The sequence below is a fragment of the Tetzosporium hominis genome (assembly GCF_002265435.1).
GTDB lineage: Bacteria > Bacillota > Bacilli > Bacillales_A > Planococcaceae > Chryseomicrobium > Chryseomicrobium hominis.
In genome coordinates, this window is the sequence record NZ_NOKQ01000217.1 from 62,300 (window position 1) to 86,490 (window position 24,191).

The window sequence follows — 24,191 nt, forward strand, 5'->3', positions numbered from 1 at the left end:
GCCACGGACTTCGGTCTGTGGCTTTTTTATGTTATTTTTTCATGTAACCCTTTTCAACTCTTTCCTTTTCCGAAATTGTTAGCTATGCTAAGGGAATGTTTAGTTGAGGAAGAAGGGAATCGTGTGAAAAAACAGAAGTCGTCGACTGGCGATTTAAATTTATTTCATCTGACTTGGCCAATTTTTTTAGAAGTTTTTCTCTTTATGTTAATGGGAATTGTCGATACATTTATGCTCAGCTCCTTATCCGATGATGCTGTTTCGGGAGTAGGAGCTGCGAATCAATATATCCACATCGCAATTTTATTATTAGAAGTCGTCGCAGCAGGAGCTTCTATTGTAGTCGCTCAGTTCTTAGGTTCTAAGCTGATTAAAGAAGCGTCACGAGTAGCCGCTCTTTCTGTGACGCTCAATCTAATGATTGGTGTGATTTTGAGTATCGTCTACCTCATCTTTGCAAAAGCAATGATGGTCGCGATGAACTTACAAGGCGACGTGCTCGATTATGCACAGAGCTACCTATCGATTGTCGGTGGCGCTATCTTCTTACAAGCTATTATCAATTCACTTGCCGCAGTCATTCGCGTTCACGGTTGGACGAAACAAACGATGTATGTGTCGCTTGGTATGAATGTGATTCACGTGATTGGGAACTATGTGCTGATTTTCGGGAAGTTCGGATTTCCGGAGATGGGAGTCGAAGGGGCTGCCATTTCATCTATAGGAAGCCGCTTTCTTGCGATGCTCGTGTTTTTCTGGCTGTTCTATCAAGTGATGGAAGTCCGCGTGAAGTGGAAGGATTACTTTGCGTGGTCAAAAGAGTATGTAGGCAAAATTATGCGAATTGGATTGCCAGCTGCATTTGAACAGATTTTGTACCAAGCTGCACAAATTGTGTTCCTGTTCTATATTACGTATTTAGGGGCAGAGTCACTTGCAGCTAGACAGTACGCTCACAACATTTCCATGTTCACCTATCTGTTTGCCATTGCCATTGGGATGGGGACTGCCATCATTGTAGGACGTTACGTAGGAGCAGGGCGTTCGGAAGATGCTTATACCCAACTGTGGAAAAGTGTGCGCTATGCTATGACATTTACAGTGACTGCAGTCACTCTAGTTGTTCTTTTCCGAAAACCGATCGTCTCGATTTTTACGGACAATCCTGATGTCATTCAACTTGCTGCACAAGTTCTGGTTCTCGGTCTCGCGCTTGAAACGGGACGAACGCTGAATATTGTAATCATCAATTCGTTACGAGCAGCGGGAGATGCCCGTTTCCCAGTTCTTATGGGAGCCATCTCGATGATTGGAATCAGTTTGCCACTAGGCTACTTTTTCGTCTTCATCCTCGACTGGGGACTGGTGGGAGTATGGGCTGCTATTGCTATTGATGAATGGACACGAGGCCTTATTATGCTATTCCGCTGGAAGAGCAAGGCATGGAAACGCTATGCACTCGTCAAAGTTCCTGACAACACAAAACAAGCCGAGTCTCATTGAAATCCGGCTTGTTTTTTTGAGTTGATGAGGAGCACCAGCGGAGGTCCGGCAATGGGAATGAAAGCTAACTCTTTCATACGTGCCTCTGGATAGAACTGATAGACAGCATAAACAGACAGCCCCCATAATACGAACCAGTCAACTGTCATCACAGACACTAGTTGGGACGCATTGAACGTGTCCATATAGGAATCTATAGAAATGCCGTTTTGCAGCGTGATCAAATTTGCGACGGTAATCACAATCAAGAAAATCAACCACGTTTTTGAACGCAATAGGTGCAACAAGAACTTTGGCGTACGAATCGTACGTTCAGGTGGTCGATTGCCGAATGCAAAATACGGAAGCAATGCGAATGCACCAGCTGCAAAGGACACCAGTGAGAACGGCCATGCTGGCCAGCGCTTGTTATCATTTCGCAGTAAAAGGGTCAGAAAGACGAGCGGAAAGATACCGAGCGAGTTGAATACGGTAAGTACCAATGGGTCAATAGCAGCCCAGTTGCCGACGAACACTTCTGACAAGACCGGATCATTACTGTTTCCTTGTCCCGGTGCAAAACTAGCTGCATTTGACCTATATGTAGAAGGCGACTATGAAGGCGCTTATACAAACCTACGTGAAGCTTATGCTCACATGTTAATGCCTTCTGAAGGAATTGCAACAGCAATCGTGGATCAATTCCCTGAAAACTTCAAAGGTGGAGATATGCCAGAAGGAATGCCTAAAACAGGTATGGGTGGTATGGCTGAAGAACAAGACGGAATGGGCGCTGAAGGCTTCTTACTTGGAAGCTTGCTAGCTGCATCACTTGGTGCAACTGCATTCATGGCACGCCGTCGTAAAAACAACGAGGCATAATTTATGAAATTCCGTACCGGAGCTGCTTTTCTCCTCAGTATCGGGTTGCTGGCCGGTTGCCAGCAAGCTTCTGAGGAAGGAGCATCTGACGTTTCTGAAACAGCAGCAACACCACCCACTGAATCCACTGTTGTAAAATCGGAATCGACGATTGGCTTACCAGGCTCTGAACTCAAAGCTTCGAAAGTAATCAAAGACGAACGTGAGGGAATTGTGCCCGACCGTATCCGTATTCCGGCCATTGATGTAGATGCTACGATCCAGCGTACACCGCTTTTGGACAACGGGCAAATGGGGGTGCCTGATGTTGCAGAAAAACCAGGCTGGTACGAGCAAGGCTACTTACCCGGTGAGCCAGGAAATGCCGTGATCGCAGGTCATGTCGATTGGACGGATGGCCCCGCCGTCTTTTACGACCTGAACAAACTGAAACCAGGGGACGAAGTGGTTGTTGAATCGTCTGATGGAACAAGCTTAACATTCGTCGTCCAACGCATGGAGACGTATCCTATGGAAGATTCACCCGTTCGCTCCATCTTCGGTTTCAGCAATGGCAGCCATCTCAATCTCATCACCTGCACAGGCGATTGGAACAAGGAAGGGCGCTTCTATGAAGACCGGTTGGTGGTTTACACCACGCTGAAAAATGGCTGACACTAGTCAGCAAAGAAAGACCCGATTCTCCTAATGGAGGATCGGGTTTTTTGTGATGTATCACACGCGAGTCGTCACTGCTTTCGCTGCATCCAGCAAGGGCAAGATTGTCTCTTCATGGCCATTCGCAAACGCATCGACCACAAAGCTTCCAACAATTACACCATCTACAACTTCTCCAAGTTGCGTGACGTGCTCCGGCGTTGAGACGCCGAACCCCGCCATGACTGGTACAGGGCTCACCTGTTTCAGCTCTTTCAAATGATCAAACGTCACTTCTGGCAGCGACTGACGCGTTCCTGTAATTCCGTTAACTGTAACGGCATAAACAAAGCCTTCCGAAGCTTCCGCAATACGTCGCACTCGTTCTGCAGGACTTGTCAGACTGACGAGTTGGATCAAATCAATCGAAACAGGTTGCAACACGTCTCGAAGTAAATCGGATTCTTCAAGAGGCATGTCTGGAATGATCACACCTGCTACTTGCGCTTTAGAAGCCAACTTAGCAAACTCATCTAGGCCAAGCTGGAGTACTGGATTCAAATACGTCATGATGACGATGGGAATCGTCACGTCTTGTTGCAGTTGCTCCACCTCCTCTAAAACCTCGCGTAAAGTCGTTCCGTGCGAAAGGGAGCGAAGGCCTGCTTGTTGGATAACAGGTCCGTCAGCAACAGGGTCTGAAAAGGGAATCCCGAGTTCGACGGCTGTTGCACCGGCGTTCTGAAGGAACAAGAGTTGCTGCTTCAAAGCACTAAGTCCACCATCTCCCGCCATGATATACGGAATAAAAGCAGTTTCTCCGTTTTCAACGCGTGACGTAATCGCCGTTGTTAATCTACTCATTAGACATCCTCCTTCTGGCTCAGGGCTTCGCGGATCGTATGCACATCTTTGTCACCACGACCGGATAAACAGATGACCACGTGATCATCTGGTGTGGTCTCAGGTAATAAGGCCTCTAAGTGAGCTAGTGCATGCGCCGACTCCAGTGCTGGAACAATCCCTTCCGTCTGAGCTAAAAGCTGCAGGGCTGTAAGAGCTTCTTCGTCGGTCACAGATGTGTACTCAACACGACCTAAATCGTGTAGGTAGCTGTGTTCAGGTCCAATACCCGGGTAATCGAGCCCTGCTGAAATCGAATGCGCTTCTTGGATCTGACCCGCTTCGTCTTGGAGTAAGTGCATCATCGCACCGTGCAACACACCGACTTTTCCTCCAGTCAGGCTCGCTGCATGCTTTCCACTAGCGACACCATGGCCTGCTGCTTCTACACCAATTAATTTCACTGATTCATCTTGAATGAAGGGGTAGAACATTCCCATTGCATTACTGCCACCACCGATACAAGCAATCACATGCGTCGGTAACTGATCAAACTGAGTCAGACTCTGACGACGCGTCTCGTGGCCAATCACCGATTGGTAGTCCCGCACGATTTGAGGGAACGGGTGAGGCCCTAAGACAGACCCCATGATGTAATGGGTGTCTTCAACATGTGTCACCCAGTAGCGAAGCGCTTCGTTCACAGCGTCTTTCAGTGTGCCACTTCCTTGTGTGACTTCAACGACTTTGGCGCCTAAAAGCTCCATGCGAAAGACGTTCAGTTGCTGGCGACGAATATCTTCTTTCCCCATAAAGATCGTGCATTCGATACCGAAGAGCGCACTGACAGTTGCAGTCGCAACACCATGCTGTCCCGCTCCCGTTTCAGCGACGACTTTCTTTTTACCCATCCGTTTAGCGAGTAGGGCTTGCCCAACGGTATTGTTGATTTTGTGAGCTCCTGTATGATTCAGATCTTCTCGTTTGAGATAGATCTTCGCTTTTCCATAATGTTTTGTCAGACGTTCTGCAAAATAGAGCGGGTTCTCCCGGCCAACATAGTTCTCCAAATAATAGCGAACTTCTTCCTGAAAGCTCGGATCTTGCTGGGATTCTTTATAAGCGGCATCTAGTTCTGTGAGTGCGTGCATCAATGTTTCTGGGACGAACTGACCGCCGTAAGGGCCGTAACGGCCACGAGTATCTGGTGCTGAATAGGTTGTCATAAGGAAACCTCCTGTACGGCGCGGATAAACGCCTTGATTTTGTTCGAGTCTTTACGTCCGTCAGTTTCTACCCCGCTGGATACATCGACCATAACCGGTCTGACACGGGTAATGGCTTCTCCTACATTGTCTGGGTTTAAGCCACCTGCCAAAATAAAGGGTCGTTCTTCTGCGTGCTTCTCGACTAAGTCCCAATCAAATGTGTGACCGGAACCTCCGCGGAAATCGGTTCCAGGTGCGTCAATCAGAACGAGAGGAGCGGCATCACGAAAAGCTCGCTCTACGTCTTCTGCGTTTCGAATAGAGATGGCTCTGATGACAGGTACTTCAATCTGTTCATACAGTGCAGTACTTTCATCTCCGTGTAGCTGCACGTAATCTAGAGGAACTGTTCTGACAATCTCATTGATTTCTTCGGCACTTGAGTTGACGAACACGCCGATCTTTTTAACGGAAGCAGGGATACCTGCAGCCAGTTCTTGCGCTTTCTCGGGAGAGACTTGGCGTTTACTGGGTGCGAAGACAAAGCCGATGGCATCAGCACCAGCTTCTACAGCAGCCTGCACATGTTCGGCTTCTTTCAAGCCGCAAATTTTAATGCGTGTCATGAACTTTTCTCCTCACTTTCAAAGACTTTAGCGCATCTTCCACGGAACTGCTCCGGACGAGCGATTCACCGACTAGTAAACCTTTCGCTCCACATGAACTAAGCCGTTCGGCATCGTCAGCCGATTCAATCCCGCTTTCGCTAATCAAATGAACGTCCGGAAGACTTGAGACACGTTTTGCTAATCGTTCCGTTGTTTCTAAGGAAACTGTAAAGGTGCGAAGGTCTCGGTTGTTGACTCCAATTAATTCAGCACCGAGTTGAAGTGCGGTCTCCAGTTCCTCTTCATCATGGACTTCGACCAAGACTTCCAGTCCTTTTGCAGTTGCATAATGATAAAGATCTTGCAAATCTTGCTTATCTAGAGCAGCCACTATCAACAAGACAATAGAAGCTCCGTAGCTGTATGCTGCATCGATCTGAATCCGGTCAATCACAAAGTCTTTGCAGAGAACAGGGGGCGGGACAGCCTGTGCCACTTGCTCCAAATCCGTAAAAGAGCCTTGAAAATACTTGGAGTCCGTAAGTACTGAAATGGCAGCAGCTCCTCCGGCTACGTAGCGAGTAGCTTGCGCAACAGCATCTAAGTCTTTGTGAATGAGTCCTTTAGAAGGAGAAGCTCGTTTGATTTCTGCAATCACTTCTAACGTATCAGAAGCTCTGAGTGAATCTGCGAGACGCGGACGTTCACCAACAGTACGAAGGGGTAGGTTGGTCAACTGAAGCTCCCGTACCTCGTGTTGCTTCGTTTCTAAGATGGTATCGAGTATGGTCATGACGGCACCTCCGTGCGACTGGGATAAGTCGTTAATTGCTTTAATGCAGCACCTGATTCTATCGCTCGACGTGCTTTAACGATGCCATCTTGAAGTGAGTCGACTGCTTCAGCCGCTAACAGAGCAAGTCCAGCATTCACTAAAGTAGTGTCTAGATAAGCAGAAGACTCACCTATTAACACCTGATGCAGAATAGCCGCATTGTCAGTTGCTTCGCCTCCTGCAATCGAACTTCGAGGATGTGCAGGCAACGCAACGTCTTGAGCTGTAAACTGGTGCGTCGTGATTTCATTTTCATGTAGCATCGTATACGTCGTCGTTCCATCTAAAGATGCTTCATCAAGCTGTCCGTCTCCTGTGACAATGACGACTCGTCTGCGTCCTAAAAGCTTGGCAGCCTGTGCGAGCACTTCCTGATACTCCGCTTTGTAGACGCCGATCAGTTGATGGCGAAGTGTATATGGGTTCGCTAAGGGACCAATCAAATTGAATAGCGTCGGTCGTCCTAGTGCTTTGCGAATCGGTTGAATCTGTTTCATGGCAGGATGCACGTCAGGTGCGAACAAGAATGTCAGTCCGTTCGATTTCAGCTGCTCGGCACTTTTTTCGGGTGACAACGAAACCTCTAGACCCAGTGCAGCGAGCACATCAGCGCTTCCTGAACGACTGGAGATGCTGCGATTGCCGTGCTTGGCGACATGTACGCCACATGCTGCCACAACAAACGCTGCAGTGGTGCTGATGTTGAAGCTTCCCGACCGGTCACCGCCTGTCCCGCACATGTCTAGTAAATCCAATTCGACTTCAGGATAGCGAACCGCTCGTTCCATCAAGGCATCTACTGCGCCAGCTAATTCTTCGGCCGTCTCTTTTCGGTCATGGAGCGCGACAAGGATAGCAGCAATCACGTCAGGATCGGCAGTTGGTTCAAAAAACGCACTGACCAATTCTTTCATCTCACGTCGGTTCAAAGTATCTCCTTGCAAAATCCGATTATAAGTAGCTTTCACTTGGCATCACTCCTTGTAAAAATTGAGACAGTCGCTGTCTGCCATCTGGTGTTCCAATAGATTCCGGGTGGTACTGCATCCCGACGATTGGTAGTGACCGGTGACGCATTTCCATGAGCGCGCCGTCTTCTCGTGCATAACTTACAGCTTGCAAGTCATGGGGAAGGGTGGAAGCATCAACGGCTAACGAGTGATAGCGCATCACACGACCCAGTGCTTCTCTAGTGACCGCATGCTCAAGCATGGAACTTTTCCCATGGACGATAGTTGGAGCAGATACGACGGAAGCTCCAAAGCACAGCCCGATCAACTGATGCCCGAGACAGATTCCGAGAAACGGGATCTCTTTATAGAAGGTATTGAAAATTTGTTGCGTCACCACATAGTCTTTTGGATGACCTGGTCCAGGTGACAATACGATCGCTTTTGGCTGCATTTCTTGGATGCGTGCTACAGACAGAGTGTCATATCGTTCTACGAGAACGTCTTCGCCGAGTTCTTCTAAATACTGGGCAAGATTATAAGTAAACGAATCATAATGATCGATTAATAAAATCATTGGAATACCTCCAGTAAGGAGCGCGCTTTGTGAAGCGTCTCTTCATATTCTTTTTGCGGGTCCGAGTCGTAGACGATTCCTGCGCCAGCTTGAATGTCGATGAAACCTTCTGTGATGACAGCAGTCCGAATCGCCAGTGCTGCGTCTAGATTGCCTGCTGCACTCAAATAGCCGACAGCTCCTGCGTACACACCACGTTGCACAGTCTCGAGTTCATTGATCAGCTGCATCGCTCGGATTTTAGGAGCTCCAGAGACAGTACCTGCTGGCAGGCAAGAAATAAGAGCGTCGAGCGGATGAATAGCAGGCTTCAAACGACCTTCCACTTCAGACACAAGATGCATGACATGCTGATAGCGTTCAATTTCCTGATACTTTGTCACTTTTACCGTTCCAGCTTTGCTCAATCTCCCGACATCGTTACGGGCCAAGTCGACTAGCATGTCGTGTTCAGCACGTTCCTTTGTGTCCTGTAGTAAGTTACTAGCATGTTCTTTATCTTCTGCAGGAGTGGCACCACGAGGACGCGTTCCTGCAATCGGATTGGTCTGGACGATGCCATCTTGGACGCGAACAAAGCTTTCCGGAGACGCACCGAGTACTACGACGTCGTCAAAATCGATATAAAACATGTAGGGAGACGGGTTCACCCGACGAAGTTTTCTGTAATAAGCGAATGGTGTCTGTGCGATAGGTGCGGACAAACGCTGTGAAAGTACTAACTGAAAGATTTCGCCTTGTTGGATCCATTCTTTGGACTTCTCGACTCTCTGTAAAAAGACGTCCTGTGTTGTGTTTGACTGGAAAGTGAGCGGCAACGCTTCTTCAGGTAACTCGTCAGCAGGTGTCGTTTGAAGCTCGCTTGCTACACGTTCCACTTCGTGGGCGTCGCCTTCACTATTCAAAATGGTTACAGTATGAGTTTGGTGATCATAGACGACTACGGTTGGATACCATAAAAAGTAGATGTCTGGCAGTTGGCGCTCCTTTGGAAGCGGAATTCCTGTTGGCTCGTAATGACCAAGTACTTCGTATCCGATATAGCCGATGGCACCTGTAGAAAAAGGGAAAGGCCCGTCTGAAAGTGGTGCTGGCAACGCCTGCTTGAGTAGCGTCATCGCGTCACCGAAGACCGTTTCGCTAGTGCCGTTTGTAAAGTCTCGAATGCTTAGTGTGCCTTTATCTCCTCGGTATTCCTTAGAAGGCGTACATCCAATAAACGAATAACGACCACTTGCTTCGTGTTTCAACGAGCTCTCTAGCAAAAATTTCCGCTGGCCTTGAAGACGGTGGAAAATGGTGATGGGGGTAAGGGAGTCTCCGTTTAGAGACTTGTGAATGTAAGATGTCATGGTTTGAAACTCCTCTCGTCAAGGAGCAGAGCACAAAAAAGCCCCCCACAGGCAAAAGCCTGCAGAGGGCGAGTAATCGCGGTACCACCTCTGGTTTAGAGTCTGTTCGACTCTTTCTCCACATCCGCTAACGGGGATGATCCGTTCTTCCTTTTCAGAAGACTCTCCAAAGTCCATTCCAGTCGCGTCTATGTCCGACTTGCACCACCCGTCGGCTCTCTTAGCATACACTGCGCTGTACTCTTCTTTGTCGAGGATTTCTCGGCTCTGCTCACTCAGCTATCTTAACTCTGCTCACGGGCGATGTCAGCTCTCCGACATCTTCTACCCATTCCGAACAAAAAGTTTCGTTTATCTTATCGTGATTCCAAAGAGATGTCAATGAATACAAGTTCTAATTTTGGGGTACACAAGTAAATAAACAAAAATGAGGTGCAGACATGACAACGGCACTACTAGTGGTCGCGATTGGTTTTGTCTTAGCCAATCTGTATTATTTTTTTCGAAATAAAGCATTTAAGTATGGTCGAATGGACTTCATGCTTTTCGTCAATTTATTTTTAGTGATGGTTGGTATCTGGTTAGCTTTCGCCGGCATCTACTACGCTCTTTCCATGGACAAACCAGCAGTATTAGAGAATACGCAACCATTTGATCCAGTAGAGGTTACTTGGTCCAATATGATTTATTTCAGCGGAGTTACGTTGTTATCGATCGGATATGGAGATATGGTTCCCACTGGAATTGCCAAATTTTTCGCTTTACTAGAAGCCGGTCTCGGCCTTTTGTTACCAGCAGCCTTTTTTATTCAGTCCTTGCAACCTCGCGCAGTTGATCAACCAATAAAGCGTAATACGGACTAGCTTCAAGCATTTTCGAGCCGTACCAGAACATCTCGCCGTCAACTAACAGACTCGGTGTGTCAGGCAAGATGGTAGCGAGCTCTTTCTGATGTTTTTCTGAGAACGGAAAAGGTTCGGAACTCAATAGGATTGCATCTGGTGAAAGCTCTTTAAGCAATTCTGGTGTCAAAGCTGGATATCTGCCTTCTAAATGTTTTGCAGCATTGTCAAGTCCTAAATGTTCCAGAACAGACTGAATATATGTCGTGTTCCCGACTACCATGTAGGGCTTTCGCCAAATAAAATACAGAACGCGTGAGTTTTGAAGTTTTGGTAGACGTTCAAAGGCGAGTTTCGCGTCGCTTGCAATTGTTTTCGCTTGTTCGAGGTGGCCAGTCACTTCACCGAGATCCTGAATCAGGCGGTAGGAATGCTCAATGGTTTGAACTTCAAACACGAAGACTGGAGCGATTTCTGAAAGAGCTTCTACGGTCTCTCTAGTATTCTCTTCTTTCTCAGCAAAAATCAGATCTGGTTTAAGGTCACGTACCTTATCGATGCTGACATCTTTTGTGCCACCGACATGAGGGAGGCTTTCGACTTCGTCTTTTGGAAAGATACAAAATTTGGTGCGTCCCACTACCTGCTCAGCTGCTCCAATCGCGAATAGGGTTTCTGTAATGGCAGGGCAGATAGAGATGATCCGTTTTGGTGAATCGGGAATCTTTATTTCCCTATTCAAATGGTCAATAAACGTGTTCATCGAAAAAAACTCCTTTTTTATGTTTAAGTATACCGAAATCAGGGTAAACAAGTCTTGGTGAGGATTTTTATCTAGCCTGATTTTTCCTCAACTGCATCGGCAAAAAACAAAAATCTCCGGGCAATGAAAAATTCGAAGGAGCTACTAAACATGAACTGGTATACAAAGTTGAATCAATATTTCCCTGTAGAAGAAATGAAGTCACGTGAACATATGGAAACCTTACTCGAAGAAAAAGGGAAAGTGTACCGTAAAGATGAAGGTCCGAAACATGTCTTGATGTATGTAGAATTTGAAGACTTCATCTTCGTTGATTACCTATTTGTTTCGAAAGAAGCACGCGGTGAAGGACTAGGGAAGAAATTACTTGAAAAATTGAAAGCTAAGGGTAAAACTATCTTATTAGAAGTCGAGCCTGTGAGTTATGAAGATACAGATACAGAAAAGCGTCTACGATTTTATGCGCGTGAAGGCTTTGAACACGCGACACAAATCGGCTACAACCGCCGTTCATTAGCAACTGGTGAGAATACAGTACTTGAAATTCTTTACTGGACGCCAGAACCTCGTGATGAAAAAGAAGTCTACGAGGCTATGAAATGGACGTATGAAAATATTCATACGTATAAAGACGAAGAATTTTATGGTGAATCGTATGATCCGACGAACAAAGTCTTAACATTCTTAACTGAGAAAAAAGATTCTATTTTAGATTAAGAAGCCGAGCCTGCCCTAAAAAAGGGCAGGTTCCTTTTAAAACTAATATCTTGAATTCGAGATAAATATCCGGTATACTCGATTTATATAATAGAAGAGGAGGCACCAACCAATGAATGAATTAAAAGGAATCCACCACGTAACCGCAATTACCAGCAGTGCCGAAAAGAACTATGAATTTTTTACGTATGTGCTTGGCATGCGTCTTGTCAAAAAAACGGTGAACCAAGATGATATTCAGACGTACCATTTATTCTTCGCGGACGATCGCGGCAGTGCAGGTACGGATATGACCTTCTTTGATTTCCCTGGAATTCAAAAAGGCTCACACGGAACGAATGAAATTTACCGCACGTCTTTTCGAGTGCCGACAGACGCAGCGCTTGACTATTGGGTAAAACGCTTCGACCGTTTAGGTGTGAAAAACAGCGGTATTGAAACGACGTTTGGCAGACAAGTTGTGAAATTTGCCGACTTCGATGATCAGCGTTACCAGCTGATTTCAGATGAAAACAACGAAGGTGTAGCTTCTGGAACACCGTGGCAGAACGGCCCGATTCCACTTGAGTTTGCAATCACTGGACTTGGACCTATCGTGTTCCGCTACGACCGTGTGGACTTCTTAAAAGAGATGCTCGACAAAGTATTAGGATTCCGTGAAGTAGCTACAGAAGGCGATATTACATGGATGGAAGTAGGCGAGGGAGGAAATGGAGCAGCAGTGATCATTGAGAAGAACGTGATCTTGCCACCTGGACGACAAGGTTTTGGTACTGTCCACCACGTAGCATTCCGTGTGGAAGACAGAGACGCTTTGAACTTCTGGATTGACCGCTTGAATCAAATCGGCATTCCTTCTTCTGGCTACGTCGATCGTTTCTACTTTGAATCGTTGTATGCACGCATTGCACCACCATTACTGTTTGAGTTTGCAACAGACGGTCCTGGATTTATGGATGATGAGCCGTATGAGACATTAGGGGAAAAACTTGCATTGCCGCCGAAATTTGAAGGTCGTCGTGACCAGATCGAAAAGCTTGTGCGCCCAATAGATACAGTACGGAGCACGAAAGATATTCAAAAAGAATACGAATAATTGGCTAGCTTTCCCTTAAGGGAAAGCTAGTTTTTTCTTTAGTAGAAAGGAATTCGTAATTTGCGTAAAGGAACTCCAAATCTGCTTAATAGCTTCTCGAATTTGTCTAAAAGAACTCCAAATTTGTCGATGAACTTCCGCTCAGCCAACCACGGCGACTAAAAAACCACACTTCCGCAAAGAAGTGTGGTTAGAACTTAAGCTTTATAGGTAGTAACAAAACTCGGCCCATCAAAAATTGCTGGGCGTTTATCGATACCTTCGTCCGTACCTCGTTTTGCATGAGCTTTTGAATAGGCCTGAGAAGATTGCCAGTCTTTGAAATTCTTTTCATCTTCCCATTCTGTCAAAATGATATACGTATTGGAATCCATTGGACGCATCACGCGAATTGCGATGAAGCCCGGTTCGTCTTCAATAGCTCGAGCGCGATTCATGAAGCGTTGTTCGAATACAGGGCGTCCTGCTTCCGTGACAGGGATGTTGTTTAGTACGAAAAATCCTTTTTCCGAAAGCTCTCCAGATGAATCGATTACTTCGTAGCCGTGACCGTCTAGTTCTTGAAGGGTCTCATACTCGTTGATGTACCGATCCGTTTCTCCTTTTAAATGAAAGCCACTTACTTGTGGCGTGTCAGTCAAATAAACGTACATAACTAAACATCCTCCTTATCCAACTTCAATCGGTTGGAGTGTTTTTAATGCTTCCAGTGCTTGTTTCAACATTTCTACATCTTTTACCAAGGCAATTCGTGCAAACCCATCGCCTTCTGTACCAAAGATAGATCCTGGTACCATTACAACACCAGTTTCCCGCAAAACGTGGAATACAAACTCGGTGTCTTTCATCGGGTAAGGATAAGCTGCCCAGATGAACATGCCTCCGTTAGAAGGCGCAACTTTCCAACCAAGCTCTTCAAGTCCTTGTTTTAATACTTGATGACGCTCTGAGAACACACGGCGCAGATTGTCTGTGATTTCATCCGCGTGAGAAAGAGCCGTAATGGCTGCTTCTTGGATCGGTTCAAAAATACCGTAGTCGAGATGGGATTTCAAACTTTTGATTACGGCAATCAGATCAGCATTTCCTGCGATGTAGGCAATGCGTGCTCCAGCTAAACTAAAGGTTTTGGACAGGGAATTGATTTCGAGTCCCACTTCTTTGGCACCAGGAGTCGCCAAGAAACTTTTCGGACCGCTTCCATCAAAATAAAATTCAGCGTACGCGGCGTCGTGCACAACGATGATATTGTGTTTTTCAGCAAAAGCTACGACATCTTTGAAGAAGGTTTCGCTTGGAAGTGCCGGAACCGGATTGCCTGGTAAGTTTAAAATGAGTAGTTTTGCTTGATCCGCAATGTCATCCGGAATCGAAGCGATGTCTGGTAAGAATCCGTTCTCTTCATCCAGAGAGAGGTAGTAAGGCGTTGCACCAGCTACATGGATTCCTGCATCATAGGCAACGTAAGCCGGATTGGTTGTCAAAACGATGTCTCCTTCGTTGCAAAACGCAAGAGGGAGGTGGACGAGTCCTTCCTGTGAGCCCATCGTCTGAATGATTTCTGTTTCAGGGTCTAGAGTGACGCCCATACGATTCTTATAGTAAGTAGCGACTGCTTCGTAAAAACGGGACGTCCCGGTCAATGTATAGCCATAAGAAGTGGCAAGCGCACTTTTCTCTGAGAGAGTCTGTCGGACTGCTTCTGCTGGAGGAAGATCGGGGCTGCCTAAACTTAGGTCATAAACTGGTAAGTCGTTTGAAACTCGGACAGTCGCGGCTTTTTTCAGTTCTCCAAAAATTGATGTAGGGAAGCGTTCCATTCGTGTTGCGGGTTGAAAATTCACATGCGTCACTCCTTAACTGATTGGATAAAATACCTTCTCAGTATAGCACGGGTTGTATTGTGTAGACGTACATCTGTGTTATTTTATAGCCTTATTAGCTTTTAGTGCACGTTCGCGAGCTTCTTTGTGGTCGACAATCGGTTCTAGATCTTGATTGGCTTTCCAGTGATGAACATACTCTTCATGCTTATCAAACTTTTCAAGTTGCGTCGTGGGGTTAAAGATTCGGAAGTAGGGAGCAGCATCAATGCCTGTTCCAGCAACCCATTGCCAACCCATCCCGTTATTTGCCTCATCGTAATCAACGAGTGTCTCTTTGAACCACTCAGCGCCCCATTGCCATGGCAGGAGAAGATGCTTCGTCAAGAAGGAAGCGGCGACCATTCGAACACGGTTGTGCATCCAGCCTGTTTCCCAGAGTTGTTTCATCCCTGCGTCGACAAGAGGGTAGCCAGTCTCGCCACGCTTCCACTTTTCGAAATCGGCTTGACTATCTCGCCAAGAAAACTTTTCAAACTCCGAACGCAGTGCCTTCGTCTCAAGCGTGGGGTGTTGCATCAACTGACGCTTAGCAAACTCCCGCCACACCAGTTGCCTTAAGTAGGGTTCAGCATTCTTTTCACGTTTTGCAGCGTAATAGACCGCTCGTACGCTGAGATTGCCCCATGTTAAGTATGGAGAAATCTCAGAGGTTGCCTGTGCGTCAGGGAAGTCTCGCATCTTTTTATAAGCCTCGATATCGGATTTCGCGAACTGTTGAAACTTTGCAATTCCTGCTTTTTCTCCAGGGGACCAGTGGCTTGCAAACTTCTTTGTCCATGGATGATCGGGGAGGAGCTCTAATTCCTCGATTGTTAGTAAAGCTTCAGTGCGAATCCCTTGCCACTCTTCAGGCATCGCAATAGGGCGTTTCACCGTCTCTTGCTGCGACCGTTTGTAGAATGGCGTAAAGATGGAATACGGGTCTCCGTTTTCTTTAGTCAGTTCATGGTGCGGAAACAACAGGTCTCCGTCCAGTGCTTGATAGGAGATGGACTTTGTATCTAGAGATTTCTTCACAGCAAGTTCTACTTTCCGTTCATCCGTTGCATAACTGTCATTCCAGAGCACTTGGTCGCAGCTGTAATCCTCAACAAGTTTTGGTATACAGGTTGTTGGGTCTACATCCGTTACTAGTAGTGTAATGCCTTTATCATGAAGCGTACTTTTTAGTTCCCTCAGGGATTCTTCAAGCCACCAGCAGGATGCCTCGAGTTTCCGCATCTCAGGAGACACAGTGAAAAGAGCCAGCACACGGCCATCATGACCGGCTTGTGCTAGCGCTGGGTGATCGTGAAGACGAAGGTCACGACGAAACCAGACGAGGGAGCGTTTACTCATGAGCAGCGCCTTCTTTAGGTGTATGGTCTTCTTCACGTAACGTGCCATCCGTCATTTTAAAGACGCGGTCGCAGTAATCAATCAACCGAGTGTCATGTGTGACAACAAGAGTCATCGTCTTTTTCGACTTCGTCTCTTTTTGGAGCAACTCCATCACTTCATATGCACGCTCTGAATCAAGAGAAGCCGTCGGTTCATCGGCAAGAACTATTGAAGGGTTTGTGTACAGGGCTTTTGCGATAGCCACTCGTTGACGTTCCCCTCCTGATAAATCCGACGGGTATTTGTTGCGCAGTTCTTCGATACCGAGATCTTTATAGAGCTCTTCAAGTTCTTGGTCATTTAACGTATCTTTTTTGACTTTCTTCAGTAGCATCATTTGATTGTGCACGGTCAAAAACGGCACTAGATTAGAAGCTTGCAAAATAAAGCCAATTTCATTCAATCGGACTTTAGAGAGCTTCTTTTCATTGAGTTTCGCAAGGGACGTCCCGTTGATCAGAACATCTCCTTCGCTTGGCGTCTGCAAGCCTCCAGCAATCGTTAAGAACGTACTTTTCCCTGAACCCGAAGGACCGATGATTGCAATCATCTCACCCGCTTGGGCTTGAAAGTTCGTTTCTTTTAAGGCTTCTACTTTTTTATGGCCAGAGCCGAATGTCTTTCTCGCTTGTTTGAGTTCTAGAACTGTCATATCATCACGCTCCTATTGCTTTGAGTGGGTCGATTTTTACAATGGTAAGTACAGAGAAGATGGCGCCTAAAATCGCAACAGCAATCAAGACGACGCCGTAAATTGCCATTGCGACGCCATCAAACTGGACAGGCACCGCGTTTGGAAGGAACAAACCAGTAACGAGAGTCAACACGTAACCCGTTACGACACCAACGGCTGCCAGGATGAATGTTTGAGCAACGACAGAGCGTGCTAAATAGCCATTTGAAATCCCTTGTGCTTTCATGACACCAAACATATTGATTTTCTGAACGGTCAGGACGTATAAGAAAATTGCAACAATGGTCGCCGAAATGATGAACAAGAAGTAGATCATAAAGTCGAGTGTCAATTTTTGTTCCGTGTAACCAGGTAAGTTCTCGATGAAGGTTTGCGTATCGACGATTGCTAGATCTTCAGGCGCATCGAGTGCTGATAAATCATCTGCACGGATGACGATGCCGTTGACTTGATCCGCGTTCTGCTCAGCCGCTTCTCCAAAACGCACGGTTTGGAACGTCTCGAGTGAGGCATAGAGGACCGGTGCTGCATTAAAACGAGCATCTTCTGTGAATCCGACAATGGTCAATTCTTCATCAGAAGAAGAGAGAGTCAACGTATCACCGATTTCAAATCCTTCTTCCTGTAAGAAATCTGCTGCTACAACTTCATTTTCACCGGAGAACAGCTCTCCTTCAGAAACCTCAGGTGTGATAAATTCCTCTTCATCGATTCCAAAAATGGCAACACCTTGTTTTAAATCACCGCTAGTCACAATGGTGTTTAACTGTCCAAGTACGGCTGTTTCTGCGTCTATAGAATCCGCGTCTTCAATCGTTAGAAACGACTGCGGCAAACTTTGATCAGAGTCTTCTGTCAACATGATGCCGTCACCAGCCCACTTATCAACAGCTTCTCGGTTTAAATTGGCAAGACCATTTGCCAGTCCCGTCAAGAAAAAGACGAGGTACGATACGAGAAAGAGTACCCCGATCACAAGCGCAAAGCGCAATTTGTTCTTTTTGATTTCATTCCATGCTAAAAACATAAGTTATCCTCCTGTCTTGTTGTAAAGTCTTTGAAGCATCCAAGCGACTACCCACCCATAAAGCAAATGGCCTGTTTGCCACCAAAATAGTGCGCTTAGATCTGTGACTTCTGGTGTTCGGTCTGAGAAGCCTGTCGTTGGATAGATAACCATTCCAATCACTAAAGCTGTCAATACGGTGTAAAGAAATGGCTTTTTCCAGCGATTCCAAAGCCACGCATAAATAAAAGCCAATACAAAAGAAACAATCATGTGGAAGCTGATCTCAATCCATTCTGGGAATGTGTAGTTCTTCAAAACGGGAATATAATCAACGTTCAACAACAGTGTATAAACTTTGTCCCCAGTCAACCATTCAATGAGCTTGAAATAGTAATTTAAAACGAGCCCTGAAATGAGTCCGACTAGCAAGATACGGCCTACTTTATCCATACATTCAACACATCCTTTACAACAATTATACAGAAAGATTGTTTTTCTCGTCAAATAGTTGTACAATGTTAACAAATCAACAAATTGAAAGGAGGCCGACCAATGAAAGGGAATTACAACATCCAACAGGTCTCTGATGTTACCGGCTTGTCGAAACAAGTCATTCGGAAATGGGAAGAACGGTACCAATTGATTGAACCCGAACGTATGGACAACGGCTACCGCTTGTATCAGGATCAAGATATTGCGACACTCCTCCGGGTGAAGCGTCTTTCAGATGAAGGCTATACAATTAAGCAAGCAGCGTTACTAATTGAAAAAGAGCGAGAAGCAGAGCAATCTGGGAACTCGTTAACACCCGTTCCAGTTGTTGAGGAATGGAACGATTATGTATTTAAACTTCTGGAATATGGTGCCAACTGTGAGGAACTTGAACTAAACCGTACCTTGCATCGAGCACACCAGGATTTAGGCCTCGACCTTTTCCTTAGCTCCGTCGTCTTACCTTTTTTAAGAGAAGTCGGGACACGCTGGGAGAAAAAACAGTGGGATGAGTATCAAGAAGCCGTCTCGAGTATGGTTGTGCGTGACTTTCTAGTTCAGATTCGCAGAAATTATCCTTACCGTGAAGACGCACCGCTAGTTCTTGGTGCTTGCATTCCCGGAGAATATCATGAAGTGCCTCTTCACATTCTCCTTCTTCAATTTATGGTCCGTGGTTGGAAGTCGTTTATGATCGGTGCTTCTCCTGCATCTGGATGTATTGAATCTCTAGTAGAGCGACTGCGTCCTAAGTTTGTATTATTATCAGCTTCTACAACTGTTCCCTTAAAACAACATCCGGAAACGATGGAAAAGCTGAATGAGTTCGCGAAGAACTATCCGAAAATCAAATTCTTCGCTGGTGGAAAAGGAATGGAAAGTTATTTGCAGACGCATCATCTGGATGCTATCAAATTTGCACCGGACCTAAATGCCATCTTAGAAGAAGCGCTATGAAATAAATTATGTATTATCCCCAACTGAAAATAGAGAGTTAGACTTTTGAAAGGGTGTAGGGGTGACTCCAGCGGGATTATAAGCGGAAGCTGAGACCTTTTCTAAGATGTGAAGAACGCTACTCTAGAAATTTCATCAAAACCAGGCGCACCAAGTGAGGCGCTCTTTGCCTCGGTTGGGGTGAATGGTTTTGATGTGGATTTCTGGCGTTCGCAACTCGATTTGGCTCAGCCCGCGCCCGCGGAACGCTTCCCCTACACGCGATAGAAAACACTGTAGCCTGTCGACATCGACAGGCTTTTTATTTTATGCTACACTCAATTTAGTAGTAGGTACTAATAACAGTTAACAATGGAGGTTGCTATGCGAGATATTATCAATCTGTCTGGAAAAAATGTAGTCGTGATGGGTGTGGCCAACGAGCGCAGTATCGCGTGGGGGGTTGCCAAGTCTTTATTTGATGTAGGAGCAAATGTTATTTTCACATACCGTAAAGAACGATCTCTTGGGAAAATCCAAAAGGTTCTAGAAAAAGAAGGGCGAGAAGCGGCCGTTATCCAGTGTGATGTCAATGATGACGCAAGTATCCGTCAAGCTTTCTCTGAAATCGGAGAAAAATTTGGCGTCATCCACGGCGTCGTGCATTCAATTGCCTTTGCTCATGCAGAAGATCTTCACAACAATTTCCTGCAGACGTCTCGCGATGGCTTTGCCTTTGCACAAGATACAAGCGCCTATTCGCTCATTGCTACGGCACGCGAAGCGAAACCGTTCATGACAGAAGGTGGCTCGATTATCACGATGAGTTATTTAGGAGCGGAACGCGTTCTAGATGGTTACAACGTAATGGGTGTAGCGAAAGCTTCTCTTGAAGCTTCTGTTCGTTACTTGGCTAACGATATCGGAAAAGACGGGATTCGTGTCAATGCAATTTCAGCTGGAGCTATTCGTACGCTAGCTGCAAAAGGCGTTCCGGCTTTCAATGAAATTCTTCATCAAATCGAAGCAAAAGCACCACTAAAGCGAAATGTAACGCAACAAGAAGTAGGAGACATGTCAGTCGCTCTTCTAGGGGATACAGGGCGTGGTGTAACAGGAGAAGTTATCTACGTTGATAGCGGCTACCACATCATGGCTTAAATTGATACAACAACCTAATCCAATTTCCTGGATTAGGTTTTTTTTAATGGGATTAGGGAAGAGTGTAATGGAAAAAGAAAGTCCATTAAAAGGAGGAAGCCCACTTTGACTAATCAAGAAAAGAACAGCAAGCAACAGCAGCTCGACCAGTTCCGTGTGAATGATCAAGACCAGGCCCTCACGACCAATCAAGGCCTCAAGATGGCGGAAGATGAATTCTCATTAAAAGCCGGAGAACGAGGTCCCACATTAATTGAAGACTTTCACTTCAGAGAAAAAATGACCCACTTCGACCATGAGCGTATTCCAGAGCGAATTGTCCATGCTCGAGGAGAAGGTGCGCATGGCGAATTCGAACTTTATGAATCGCTCGAGGCCTACACAAAAGCCGAGTTCCTCAATGACACTTCCAAAAAAACACCTGTATTTGTTCGCTTTTCAACGGTTGCCGGTTCACGTGGTTCAGGAGACTTAGCTCGTGACGCACGTGGGTTCGCTACAAAATTCTATACAGAACAAGGAAACTACGACCTTGTCGGTAACAACATTCCGGTATTCTTCATTCAAGACGCCATCAAATTCCCAGACTTAGTACATTCCGTAAAACCAGAACCACATAATGAAATCCCGCAAGCAGCGTCTGCACATGATACATTCTGGGACTTTGTCGCAAACAACCAAGAGTCCGCTCATATGGTCATGTGGACGATGTCTGACCGTGCCATTCCTCGCAGCCTACGTATGATGGAAGGCTTCGGTGTGCATACATTCCGCTTGATTAATAAAGAAGGAAAATCCCATTTTGTGAAGTTCCACTGGAAACCTGTACTCGGAACACATGCAGTCGTTTGGGACGAAGCACAAAAGATTAACGGGAAAAATCCAGATTTTCACCGAGAAGACCTATGGCAATCCATCGAAAATGGAGACTTCCCTGAATGGGAACTCGGTCTTCAAATCATCGCGCAAGAAGATGAATTCAAATTCGATTTTGATATTCTAGATCCTACTAAGTTATGGCCAGAAGAAGATGTGCCGGTGAAACTAGTCGGCAAGATGACGTTGAACCGCAATCCGGACAACTTCTTCGCAGAGACCGAGCAAGTTGCGTTCCACCCAGGTCACTTAGTCCCAGGAATCGATTTTACAAACGATCCGTTACTGCAAGGACGCTTGTTCTCGTACACGGATACTCAGTTGATTCGTCTAGGAGGTCCTAACTTCCATGAGTTGCCGATCAACCGACCGGTCTGTCCGTTCTTCAACAACCAGCGAGACGGATACGGGCGTCAGACAATCAATGTTGGCCGAGTGAGCTACCATAAAAACTCTTTAGCCAACAATACACCGCATACGACACCAGAAGAAGAAGGTGGCTTCAGCCATTACGAAGAAAAAATCGATGCCCGCAAAGTACGCGCGCGCAGCGAGAGCTTCAAAGACCACTTCTCACAAGCAACGATGTTCTTCAACAGTATGTCAGAGGTCGAGAAGAAGCACTTGATCGATGCGATGAGCTTTGAGCTAGGGAAATGTAAAGAGCCAAGCATTCGCGAACAAGTCGTCGAGATGTTTAGTCACGTCCATATCGACCTTGCAAAACCGGTAGCAGAGAGTCTTGGCCTTCCTGTACCATCTGAGAAAGGCCCTTACTCAGACAAAAAATCTCCAGCACTCAGCATGTTGAACACAAAAATGAAGCCAGATACTCGCAAAGTAGCGGTACTGACTTCAATCCATGCCTCTGGTGATGTCCAAGCTGTCGTGGATTCTTTGAAGTCAGCTGGTCTACAAGTCGAAGTGGTGGCAGAACGCCAAGGAAAGCTTGATAATGGTTTAGAAATTGACCAGAAATTCCTAACTGCAGATTCTGTACTCTACGATGCAGTTGTAGCAGTAGCTGGCCCAAATGCTTCAAACGTCTATAAAAAAGAAGCTTCTACTTTCTTACAAGAAGCCTTTGACCATGTGAAACCAATCGGTTCCGCGGGCGACGGCAAGCAATTACTAGAACACCTCGGATTCACAGGCCAGCCTGGTGTTGTAGAAGACGTGCTGTCTGCTTCATTCGTTGATGAAGTAGCCAAACACCGCTTCTGGGAACGTGAACTTGGCGGAGAGTCCAACAACAAACAATAACTCACTCAACCCGTCCGACTAAATTTGTCGGATGGGTTTTTATTCAAAGAGAAGTTAAGGGTGGTTTTTGGGAGACAGAATAGCCCTCATGTAGAAGAAAATTCGTCTCATGCAAAAGAAACCTTAAAGCATGCAGAAGAAAACTCATAGTATGAAGAAGAAACCCCACAGTATGCAGAATAAACCACGCCCCATGCTGATGAACGCTTGCTCACCTCACCACGCTCCAGCCTAACACCATCAATTTCCCTAAATTCCCCACGATTTAGAAAGGAACAGAAGGGGTAGAACTAGAATACAGATAGAAAAGGAGCGTGGACATATGAAATACGTCATCATCGGAGGCGACGCAGCCGGCATGAGTGCCGCGATGGAAATCGTTCGGAACGAAGATAATCCACAAATCACCGTACTGGAAGCAGGTCATATCTACAGCTACGGGCAATGCGGACTGCCGTACGTGATCAGCGGAGAAATCGAAAAGTCTTCTGACGTCATCGCAAGAAGCGTCGAGGAATTCCGATCAAAATATGGTATCGATGCCCGAACAGGACATGAAGTGCGAGAAGTGGACACAGACAATAAAGTAGTCCGAGGACGGATCTTACATTCACTCGAAGACTTCGAAGTCAGCTACGACAAACTGCTTATTGCAACAGGAGCGGCACCCGTATGGCCAGAGTGGGAAGGCATTTCGCTAAAAGGGATTTACCCGCTTAAAACCATTCCAGACACAGAAAAAATCTTAACGGCGCTTAAGAAAGACGTGAAGCGCGTTGCCATCATTGGTGGAGGATACATAGGCCTTGAACTAGCCGAATCGTTCCGTGTACTCGATAAAGAAGTACGACTATTCCAACGAGGACCACAACTAGCCACCATCTTTGATCCCGAAATGGCAGAACTAATCTTACGAGAAGCCGAGCGGAAAAATGTGCAAGTTCATTTGGAAGAAGAAGTGACCCACTTTACAGGAGATGACTCGGTTCAAAAAGTACACACTTCAAAAGGTGAGTATGAAGCAGACCTTGTTATTGTAGCCATTGGTGTCAGACCGTCCACGCAGTTTATCGAAAAAGCAGACAAACTGAAAAACGGTGCTCTCGTCGTCAATGAACGCATGGAAACTTCAGTACCAGATGTTTACGCTGCAGGAGATTGTGCGAGTCATTACCATATTCTCAAAGAGCAACCTGATTACGTGCCTCTTGGTACTACAGCCAACAAACAAGGGCGTATCGCGGGTCTTTCTATGATGGGGTTCAACAATACGTTTAAAGGAATTCTCGGAACTTCCATTCTTAAATTCTTCGATTTAGCTCTTGGAAAGACCGGACTTAGTGAAAAAGAAGTCAAGGAACTTGGCATCGACTACGAGACAAATACACGTATTGGTCATGACGTCGCCGGGTATTATCCTGGCAAAGAGACTCTCTATACAAAGTTGATCTGGGAGAAAGAGACCCAATGTCTCCTTGGTGCCCAAATTATCGGAGGGGCGGGTGTGGACAAACGGATTGATGTGTTAGCAGTAGCCTTGACCCAAAAGATGTGTCTCGGAGAGCTACTAGATCTAGATCTTAGTTATGCACCACCTTACAACGGAGTCTGGGATCCAATTCAACAGATTGCCAAACGCAACTGGAAGTTAGTGAAACGCGAAGGAGAACACGAGTCCAACTAGGATTCGTGTTTTTTTCTAT

The 24,191-nt window shown here is 46.1% G+C and carries 25 protein-coding genes and 1 other annotated feature; of the genes, 10 read left to right on the plus strand and 15 right to left on the minus strand.

Annotated features, from left to right (window positions below; translation table 11 throughout):
- Positions 1-84: 84 nt before the first annotated feature.
- Positions 85-1,503, plus strand: a complete 1,419-nt coding sequence (locus CF394_RS08895; RefSeq protein ID WP_094943071.1) for an MATE family efflux transporter — start codon at positions 85-87, stop codon at positions 1,501-1,503.
- On the opposite strand, the gene CF394_RS08900 is transcribed toward CF394_RS08895, so the two are convergent.
- Entirely contained in the window at positions 1,497-2,018 is a 522-nt protein-coding gene (locus CF394_RS08900; RefSeq protein WP_094943073.1) for a hypothetical protein, read from the minus strand. The genes CF394_RS08895 and CF394_RS08900 overlap by 7 nt on opposite strands.
- On the opposite strand from CF394_RS08900, the gene CF394_RS08905 reads away from it, so the two are divergent.
- Together CF394_RS08905 and CF394_RS08910 are read left to right on the plus strand one after the other, a co-directional pair.
- A complete protein-coding gene (locus CF394_RS08905) occupies positions 2,005-2,364 on the plus strand; it encodes a hypothetical protein (protein WP_094943074.1) in 360 nt (119 codons plus the stop codon). The genes CF394_RS08900 and CF394_RS08905 overlap by 14 nt on opposite strands.
- A 3-nt stretch (positions 2,365-2,367) precedes the next feature.
- On the plus strand, positions 2,368-3,018 hold the full coding sequence (locus CF394_RS08910; protein WP_094943076.1) for a class F sortase: 651 nt from the start codon (positions 2,368-2,370) through the stop codon (positions 3,016-3,018).
- Positions 3,019-3,078: 60 nt separating this feature from the next.
- On the opposite strand, the gene trpA is transcribed toward CF394_RS08910, so the two are convergent.
- The 7 genes from trpA to trpE are packed head-to-tail and all read right to left on the minus strand — an operon-like array spanning position 3,079 to position 9,373.
- The gene (gene trpA / locus CF394_RS08915) at positions 3,079-3,864 is read right to left on the minus strand and encodes a tryptophan synthase subunit alpha (protein WP_094943077.1); all 786 of its coding nucleotides are present in this window, start codon (positions 3,862-3,864) and stop codon (positions 3,079-3,081) included.
- Positions 3,864-5,069 (minus strand): tryptophan synthase subunit beta, encoded by a 1,206-nt coding sequence (gene trpB / locus CF394_RS08920; RefSeq protein ID WP_094943079.1) that lies wholly within the window; start codon positions 5,067-5,069, stop codon positions 3,864-3,866. The genes trpA and trpB overlap by 1 nt, the downstream gene beginning before the upstream one ends.
- Positions 5,066-5,677 carry a phosphoribosylanthranilate isomerase gene (locus CF394_RS08925; protein WP_094943080.1) on the minus strand — a complete coding sequence of 204 codons (612 nt, stop codon included), beginning with the start codon at positions 5,675-5,677 and terminating at the stop codon, positions 5,066-5,068. Before CF394_RS08925 ends, trpB begins: the two co-directional genes overlap by 4 nt.
- Positions 5,664-6,452 carry an indole-3-glycerol phosphate synthase TrpC gene (gene trpC, locus CF394_RS08930; protein WP_094943082.1) on the minus strand — a complete coding sequence of 263 codons (789 nt, stop codon included), beginning with the start codon at positions 6,450-6,452 and terminating at the stop codon, positions 5,664-5,666. Before trpC ends, CF394_RS08925 begins: the two co-directional genes overlap by 14 nt.
- Complete coding sequence (gene trpD, locus CF394_RS08935; protein ID WP_094943083.1) at positions 6,449-7,462, minus strand: anthranilate phosphoribosyltransferase; 1,014 nt, start codon at positions 7,460-7,462, stop codon at positions 6,449-6,451. The genes trpC and trpD overlap by 4 nt, the downstream gene beginning before the upstream one ends.
- Positions 7,446-8,021, minus strand: coding sequence for an anthranilate synthase component II (locus tag CF394_RS08940; protein WP_094943085.1), 576 nt, complete (start codon positions 8,019-8,021; stop codon positions 7,446-7,448). Before CF394_RS08940 ends, trpD begins: the two co-directional genes overlap by 17 nt.
- On the minus strand, positions 8,018-9,373 hold the full coding sequence (gene trpE, locus CF394_RS08945; RefSeq protein WP_094943086.1) for an anthranilate synthase component I: 1,356 nt from the start codon (positions 9,371-9,373) through the stop codon (positions 8,018-8,020). Before trpE ends, CF394_RS08940 begins: the two co-directional genes overlap by 4 nt.
- A gap of 61 nt (positions 9,374-9,434) precedes the next feature.
- Positions 9,435-9,636: a binding site (T-box leader), on the minus strand.
- 177 nt (positions 9,637-9,813) lie between these two features.
- Between trpE and CF394_RS08955 the strand changes: the two genes are divergently transcribed.
- Positions 9,814-10,236 (plus strand): ion channel, encoded by a 423-nt coding sequence (locus CF394_RS08955; RefSeq protein WP_094943089.1) that lies wholly within the window; start codon positions 9,814-9,816, stop codon positions 10,234-10,236.
- On the opposite strand, the gene CF394_RS08960 is transcribed toward CF394_RS08955, so the two are convergent.
- Entirely contained in the window at positions 10,178-10,978 is an 801-nt protein-coding gene (locus CF394_RS08960) for an ABC transporter substrate-binding protein (RefSeq protein WP_094943091.1), read from the minus strand. The genes CF394_RS08955 and CF394_RS08960 overlap by 59 nt on opposite strands.
- Positions 10,979-11,128: 150 nt before the next feature.
- Here CF394_RS08960 and CF394_RS08965 point away from each other — a divergent pair, with 150 nt between their 5' ends.
- Complete coding sequence (locus CF394_RS08965) at positions 11,129-11,695, plus strand: GNAT family N-acetyltransferase (RefSeq protein WP_094943092.1); 567 nt, start codon at positions 11,129-11,131, stop codon at positions 11,693-11,695.
- 112 nt (positions 11,696-11,807) lie between these two features.
- Positions 11,808-12,791 (plus strand): ring-cleaving dioxygenase, encoded by a 984-nt coding sequence (locus CF394_RS08970; protein ID WP_094943094.1) that lies wholly within the window; start codon positions 11,808-11,810, stop codon positions 12,789-12,791.
- Positions 12,792-12,988: 197 nt separating this feature from the next.
- Here CF394_RS08970 and CF394_RS08975 read toward each other — a convergent pair whose 3' ends face one another.
- From CF394_RS08975 to CF394_RS09000, 6 genes are all read right to left on the minus strand, one after another.
- On the minus strand, positions 12,989-13,444 hold the full coding sequence (locus tag CF394_RS08975; RefSeq protein ID WP_094943095.1) for an antibiotic biosynthesis monooxygenase family protein: 456 nt from the start codon (positions 13,442-13,444) through the stop codon (positions 12,989-12,991).
- Between the two features lie 15 nt (positions 13,445-13,459).
- Positions 13,460-14,635, minus strand: coding sequence for an aminotransferase class I/II-fold pyridoxal phosphate-dependent enzyme (locus CF394_RS08980; RefSeq protein WP_094943097.1), 1,176 nt, complete (start codon positions 14,633-14,635; stop codon positions 13,460-13,462).
- 78 nt (positions 14,636-14,713) lie between these two features.
- On the minus strand, positions 14,714-16,015 hold the full coding sequence (locus CF394_RS08985; protein WP_165767520.1) for a cryptochrome/photolyase family protein: 1,302 nt from the start codon (positions 16,013-16,015) through the stop codon (positions 14,714-14,716).
- Complete coding sequence (locus tag CF394_RS08990; protein ID WP_094943100.1) at positions 16,008-16,709, minus strand: ABC transporter ATP-binding protein; 702 nt, start codon at positions 16,707-16,709, stop codon at positions 16,008-16,010. The genes CF394_RS08985 and CF394_RS08990 overlap by 8 nt, the downstream gene beginning before the upstream one ends.
- A gap of 4 nt (positions 16,710-16,713) precedes the next feature.
- Positions 16,714-17,778 (minus strand): ABC transporter permease, encoded by a 1,065-nt coding sequence (locus tag CF394_RS08995; RefSeq protein ID WP_094943101.1) that lies wholly within the window; start codon positions 17,776-17,778, stop codon positions 16,714-16,716.
- A gap of 3 nt (positions 17,779-17,781) precedes the next feature.
- Positions 17,782-18,210 (minus strand): hypothetical protein, encoded by a 429-nt coding sequence (locus CF394_RS09000; protein WP_094943103.1) that lies wholly within the window; start codon positions 18,208-18,210, stop codon positions 17,782-17,784.
- Positions 18,211-18,312: 102 nt separating this feature from the next.
- Here CF394_RS09000 and CF394_RS09005 point away from each other — a divergent pair, with 102 nt between their 5' ends.
- The 4 genes from CF394_RS09005 (at position 18,313) to CF394_RS09020 (ending at position 24,172) form a co-directional block, all read left to right on the plus strand.
- Positions 18,313-19,209: a MerR family transcriptional regulator gene (locus tag CF394_RS09005; protein ID WP_094943104.1), complete on the plus strand. Its 897-nt coding sequence runs from the start codon at positions 18,313-18,315 to the stop codon at positions 19,207-19,209.
- A gap of 363 nt (positions 19,210-19,572) precedes the next feature.
- Positions 19,573-20,349, plus strand: coding sequence for an enoyl-ACP reductase FabI (fabI, locus tag CF394_RS09010; RefSeq protein ID WP_094943106.1), 777 nt, complete (start codon positions 19,573-19,575; stop codon positions 20,347-20,349).
- 105 nt (positions 20,350-20,454) lie between these two features.
- A complete protein-coding gene (locus CF394_RS09015) occupies positions 20,455-22,488 on the plus strand; it encodes a catalase (protein ID WP_094943107.1) in 2,034 nt (677 codons plus the stop codon).
- A 322-nt stretch (positions 22,489-22,810) separates the two neighbouring features.
- Complete coding sequence (locus CF394_RS09020) at positions 22,811-24,172, plus strand: FAD-dependent oxidoreductase (protein ID WP_094943109.1); 1,362 nt, start codon at positions 22,811-22,813, stop codon at positions 24,170-24,172.
- Positions 24,173-24,191 lie beyond the last annotated feature (19 nt).

What these genes read in the sequence shown, in the direction of transcription:
- CF394_RS08910 (WP_094943076.1), top strand. Translation starts at nt 2,368, where the DNA reads ATGAAATTCCGTACCGGAGCTGCTTTTCTCCTCAGTATCGGGTTGCTG.
- CF394_RS08925 (WP_094943080.1), bottom strand. Translation starts at nt 5,677, where the DNA reads ATGACACGCATTAAAATTTGCGGCTTGAAAGAAGCCGAACATGTGCAG.
- CF394_RS08965 (WP_094943092.1), top strand. Translation starts at nt 11,129, where the DNA reads ATGAACTGGTATACAAAGTTGAATCAATATTTCCCTGTAGAAGAAATG.
- trpA (WP_094943077.1), bottom strand. Translation starts at nt 3,864, where the DNA reads ATGAGTAGATTAACAACGGCGATTACGTCACGCGTTGAAAACGGAGAA.
- CF394_RS08895 (WP_094943071.1), top strand. Translation starts at nt 85, where the DNA reads ATGCTAAGGGAATGTTTAGTTGAGGAAGAAGGGAATCGTGTGAAAAAA.
- CF394_RS09000 (WP_094943103.1), bottom strand. Translation starts at nt 18,210, where the DNA reads ATGGATAAAGTAGGCCGTATCTTGCTAGTCGGACTCATTTCAGGGCTC.
- CF394_RS08960 (WP_094943091.1), bottom strand. Translation starts at nt 10,978, where the DNA reads ATGAACACGTTTATTGACCATTTGAATAGGGAAATAAAGATTCCCGAT.
- CF394_RS08990 (WP_094943100.1), bottom strand. Translation starts at nt 16,709, where the DNA reads ATGACAGTTCTAGAACTCAAACAAGCGAGAAAGACATTCGGCTCTGGC.
- CF394_RS08970 (WP_094943094.1), top strand. Translation starts at nt 11,808, where the DNA reads ATGAATGAATTAAAAGGAATCCACCACGTAACCGCAATTACCAGCAGT.
- trpE (WP_094943086.1), bottom strand. Translation starts at nt 9,373, where the DNA reads ATGACATCTTACATTCACAAGTCTCTAAACGGAGACTCCCTTACCCCC.
- CF394_RS08940 (WP_094943085.1), bottom strand. Translation starts at nt 8,021, where the DNA reads ATGATTTTATTAATCGATCATTATGATTCGTTTACTTATAATCTTGCC.
- trpC (WP_094943082.1), bottom strand. Translation starts at nt 6,452, where the DNA reads ATGACCATACTCGATACCATCTTAGAAACGAAGCAACACGAGGTACGG.
- trpB (WP_094943079.1), bottom strand. Translation starts at nt 5,069, where the DNA reads ATGACAACCTATTCAGCACCAGATACTCGTGGCCGTTACGGCCCTTAC.
- fabI (WP_094943106.1), top strand. Translation starts at nt 19,573, where the DNA reads ATGCGAGATATTATCAATCTGTCTGGAAAAAATGTAGTCGTGATGGGT.
- CF394_RS08975 (WP_094943095.1), bottom strand. Translation starts at nt 13,444, where the DNA reads ATGTACGTTTATTTGACTGACACGCCACAAGTAAGTGGCTTTCATTTA.
- CF394_RS08955 (WP_094943089.1), top strand. Translation starts at nt 9,814, where the DNA reads ATGACAACGGCACTACTAGTGGTCGCGATTGGTTTTGTCTTAGCCAAT.
- CF394_RS08995 (WP_094943101.1), bottom strand. Translation starts at nt 17,778, where the DNA reads ATGTTTTTAGCATGGAATGAAATCAAAAAGAACAAATTGCGCTTTGCG.
- CF394_RS09020 (WP_094943109.1), top strand. Translation starts at nt 22,811, where the DNA reads ATGAAATACGTCATCATCGGAGGCGACGCAGCCGGCATGAGTGCCGCG.
- CF394_RS09005 (WP_094943104.1), top strand. Translation starts at nt 18,313, where the DNA reads ATGAAAGGGAATTACAACATCCAACAGGTCTCTGATGTTACCGGCTTG.
- CF394_RS08985 (WP_165767520.1), bottom strand. Translation starts at nt 16,015, where the DNA reads ATGAGTAAACGCTCCCTCGTCTGGTTTCGTCGTGACCTTCGTCTTCAC.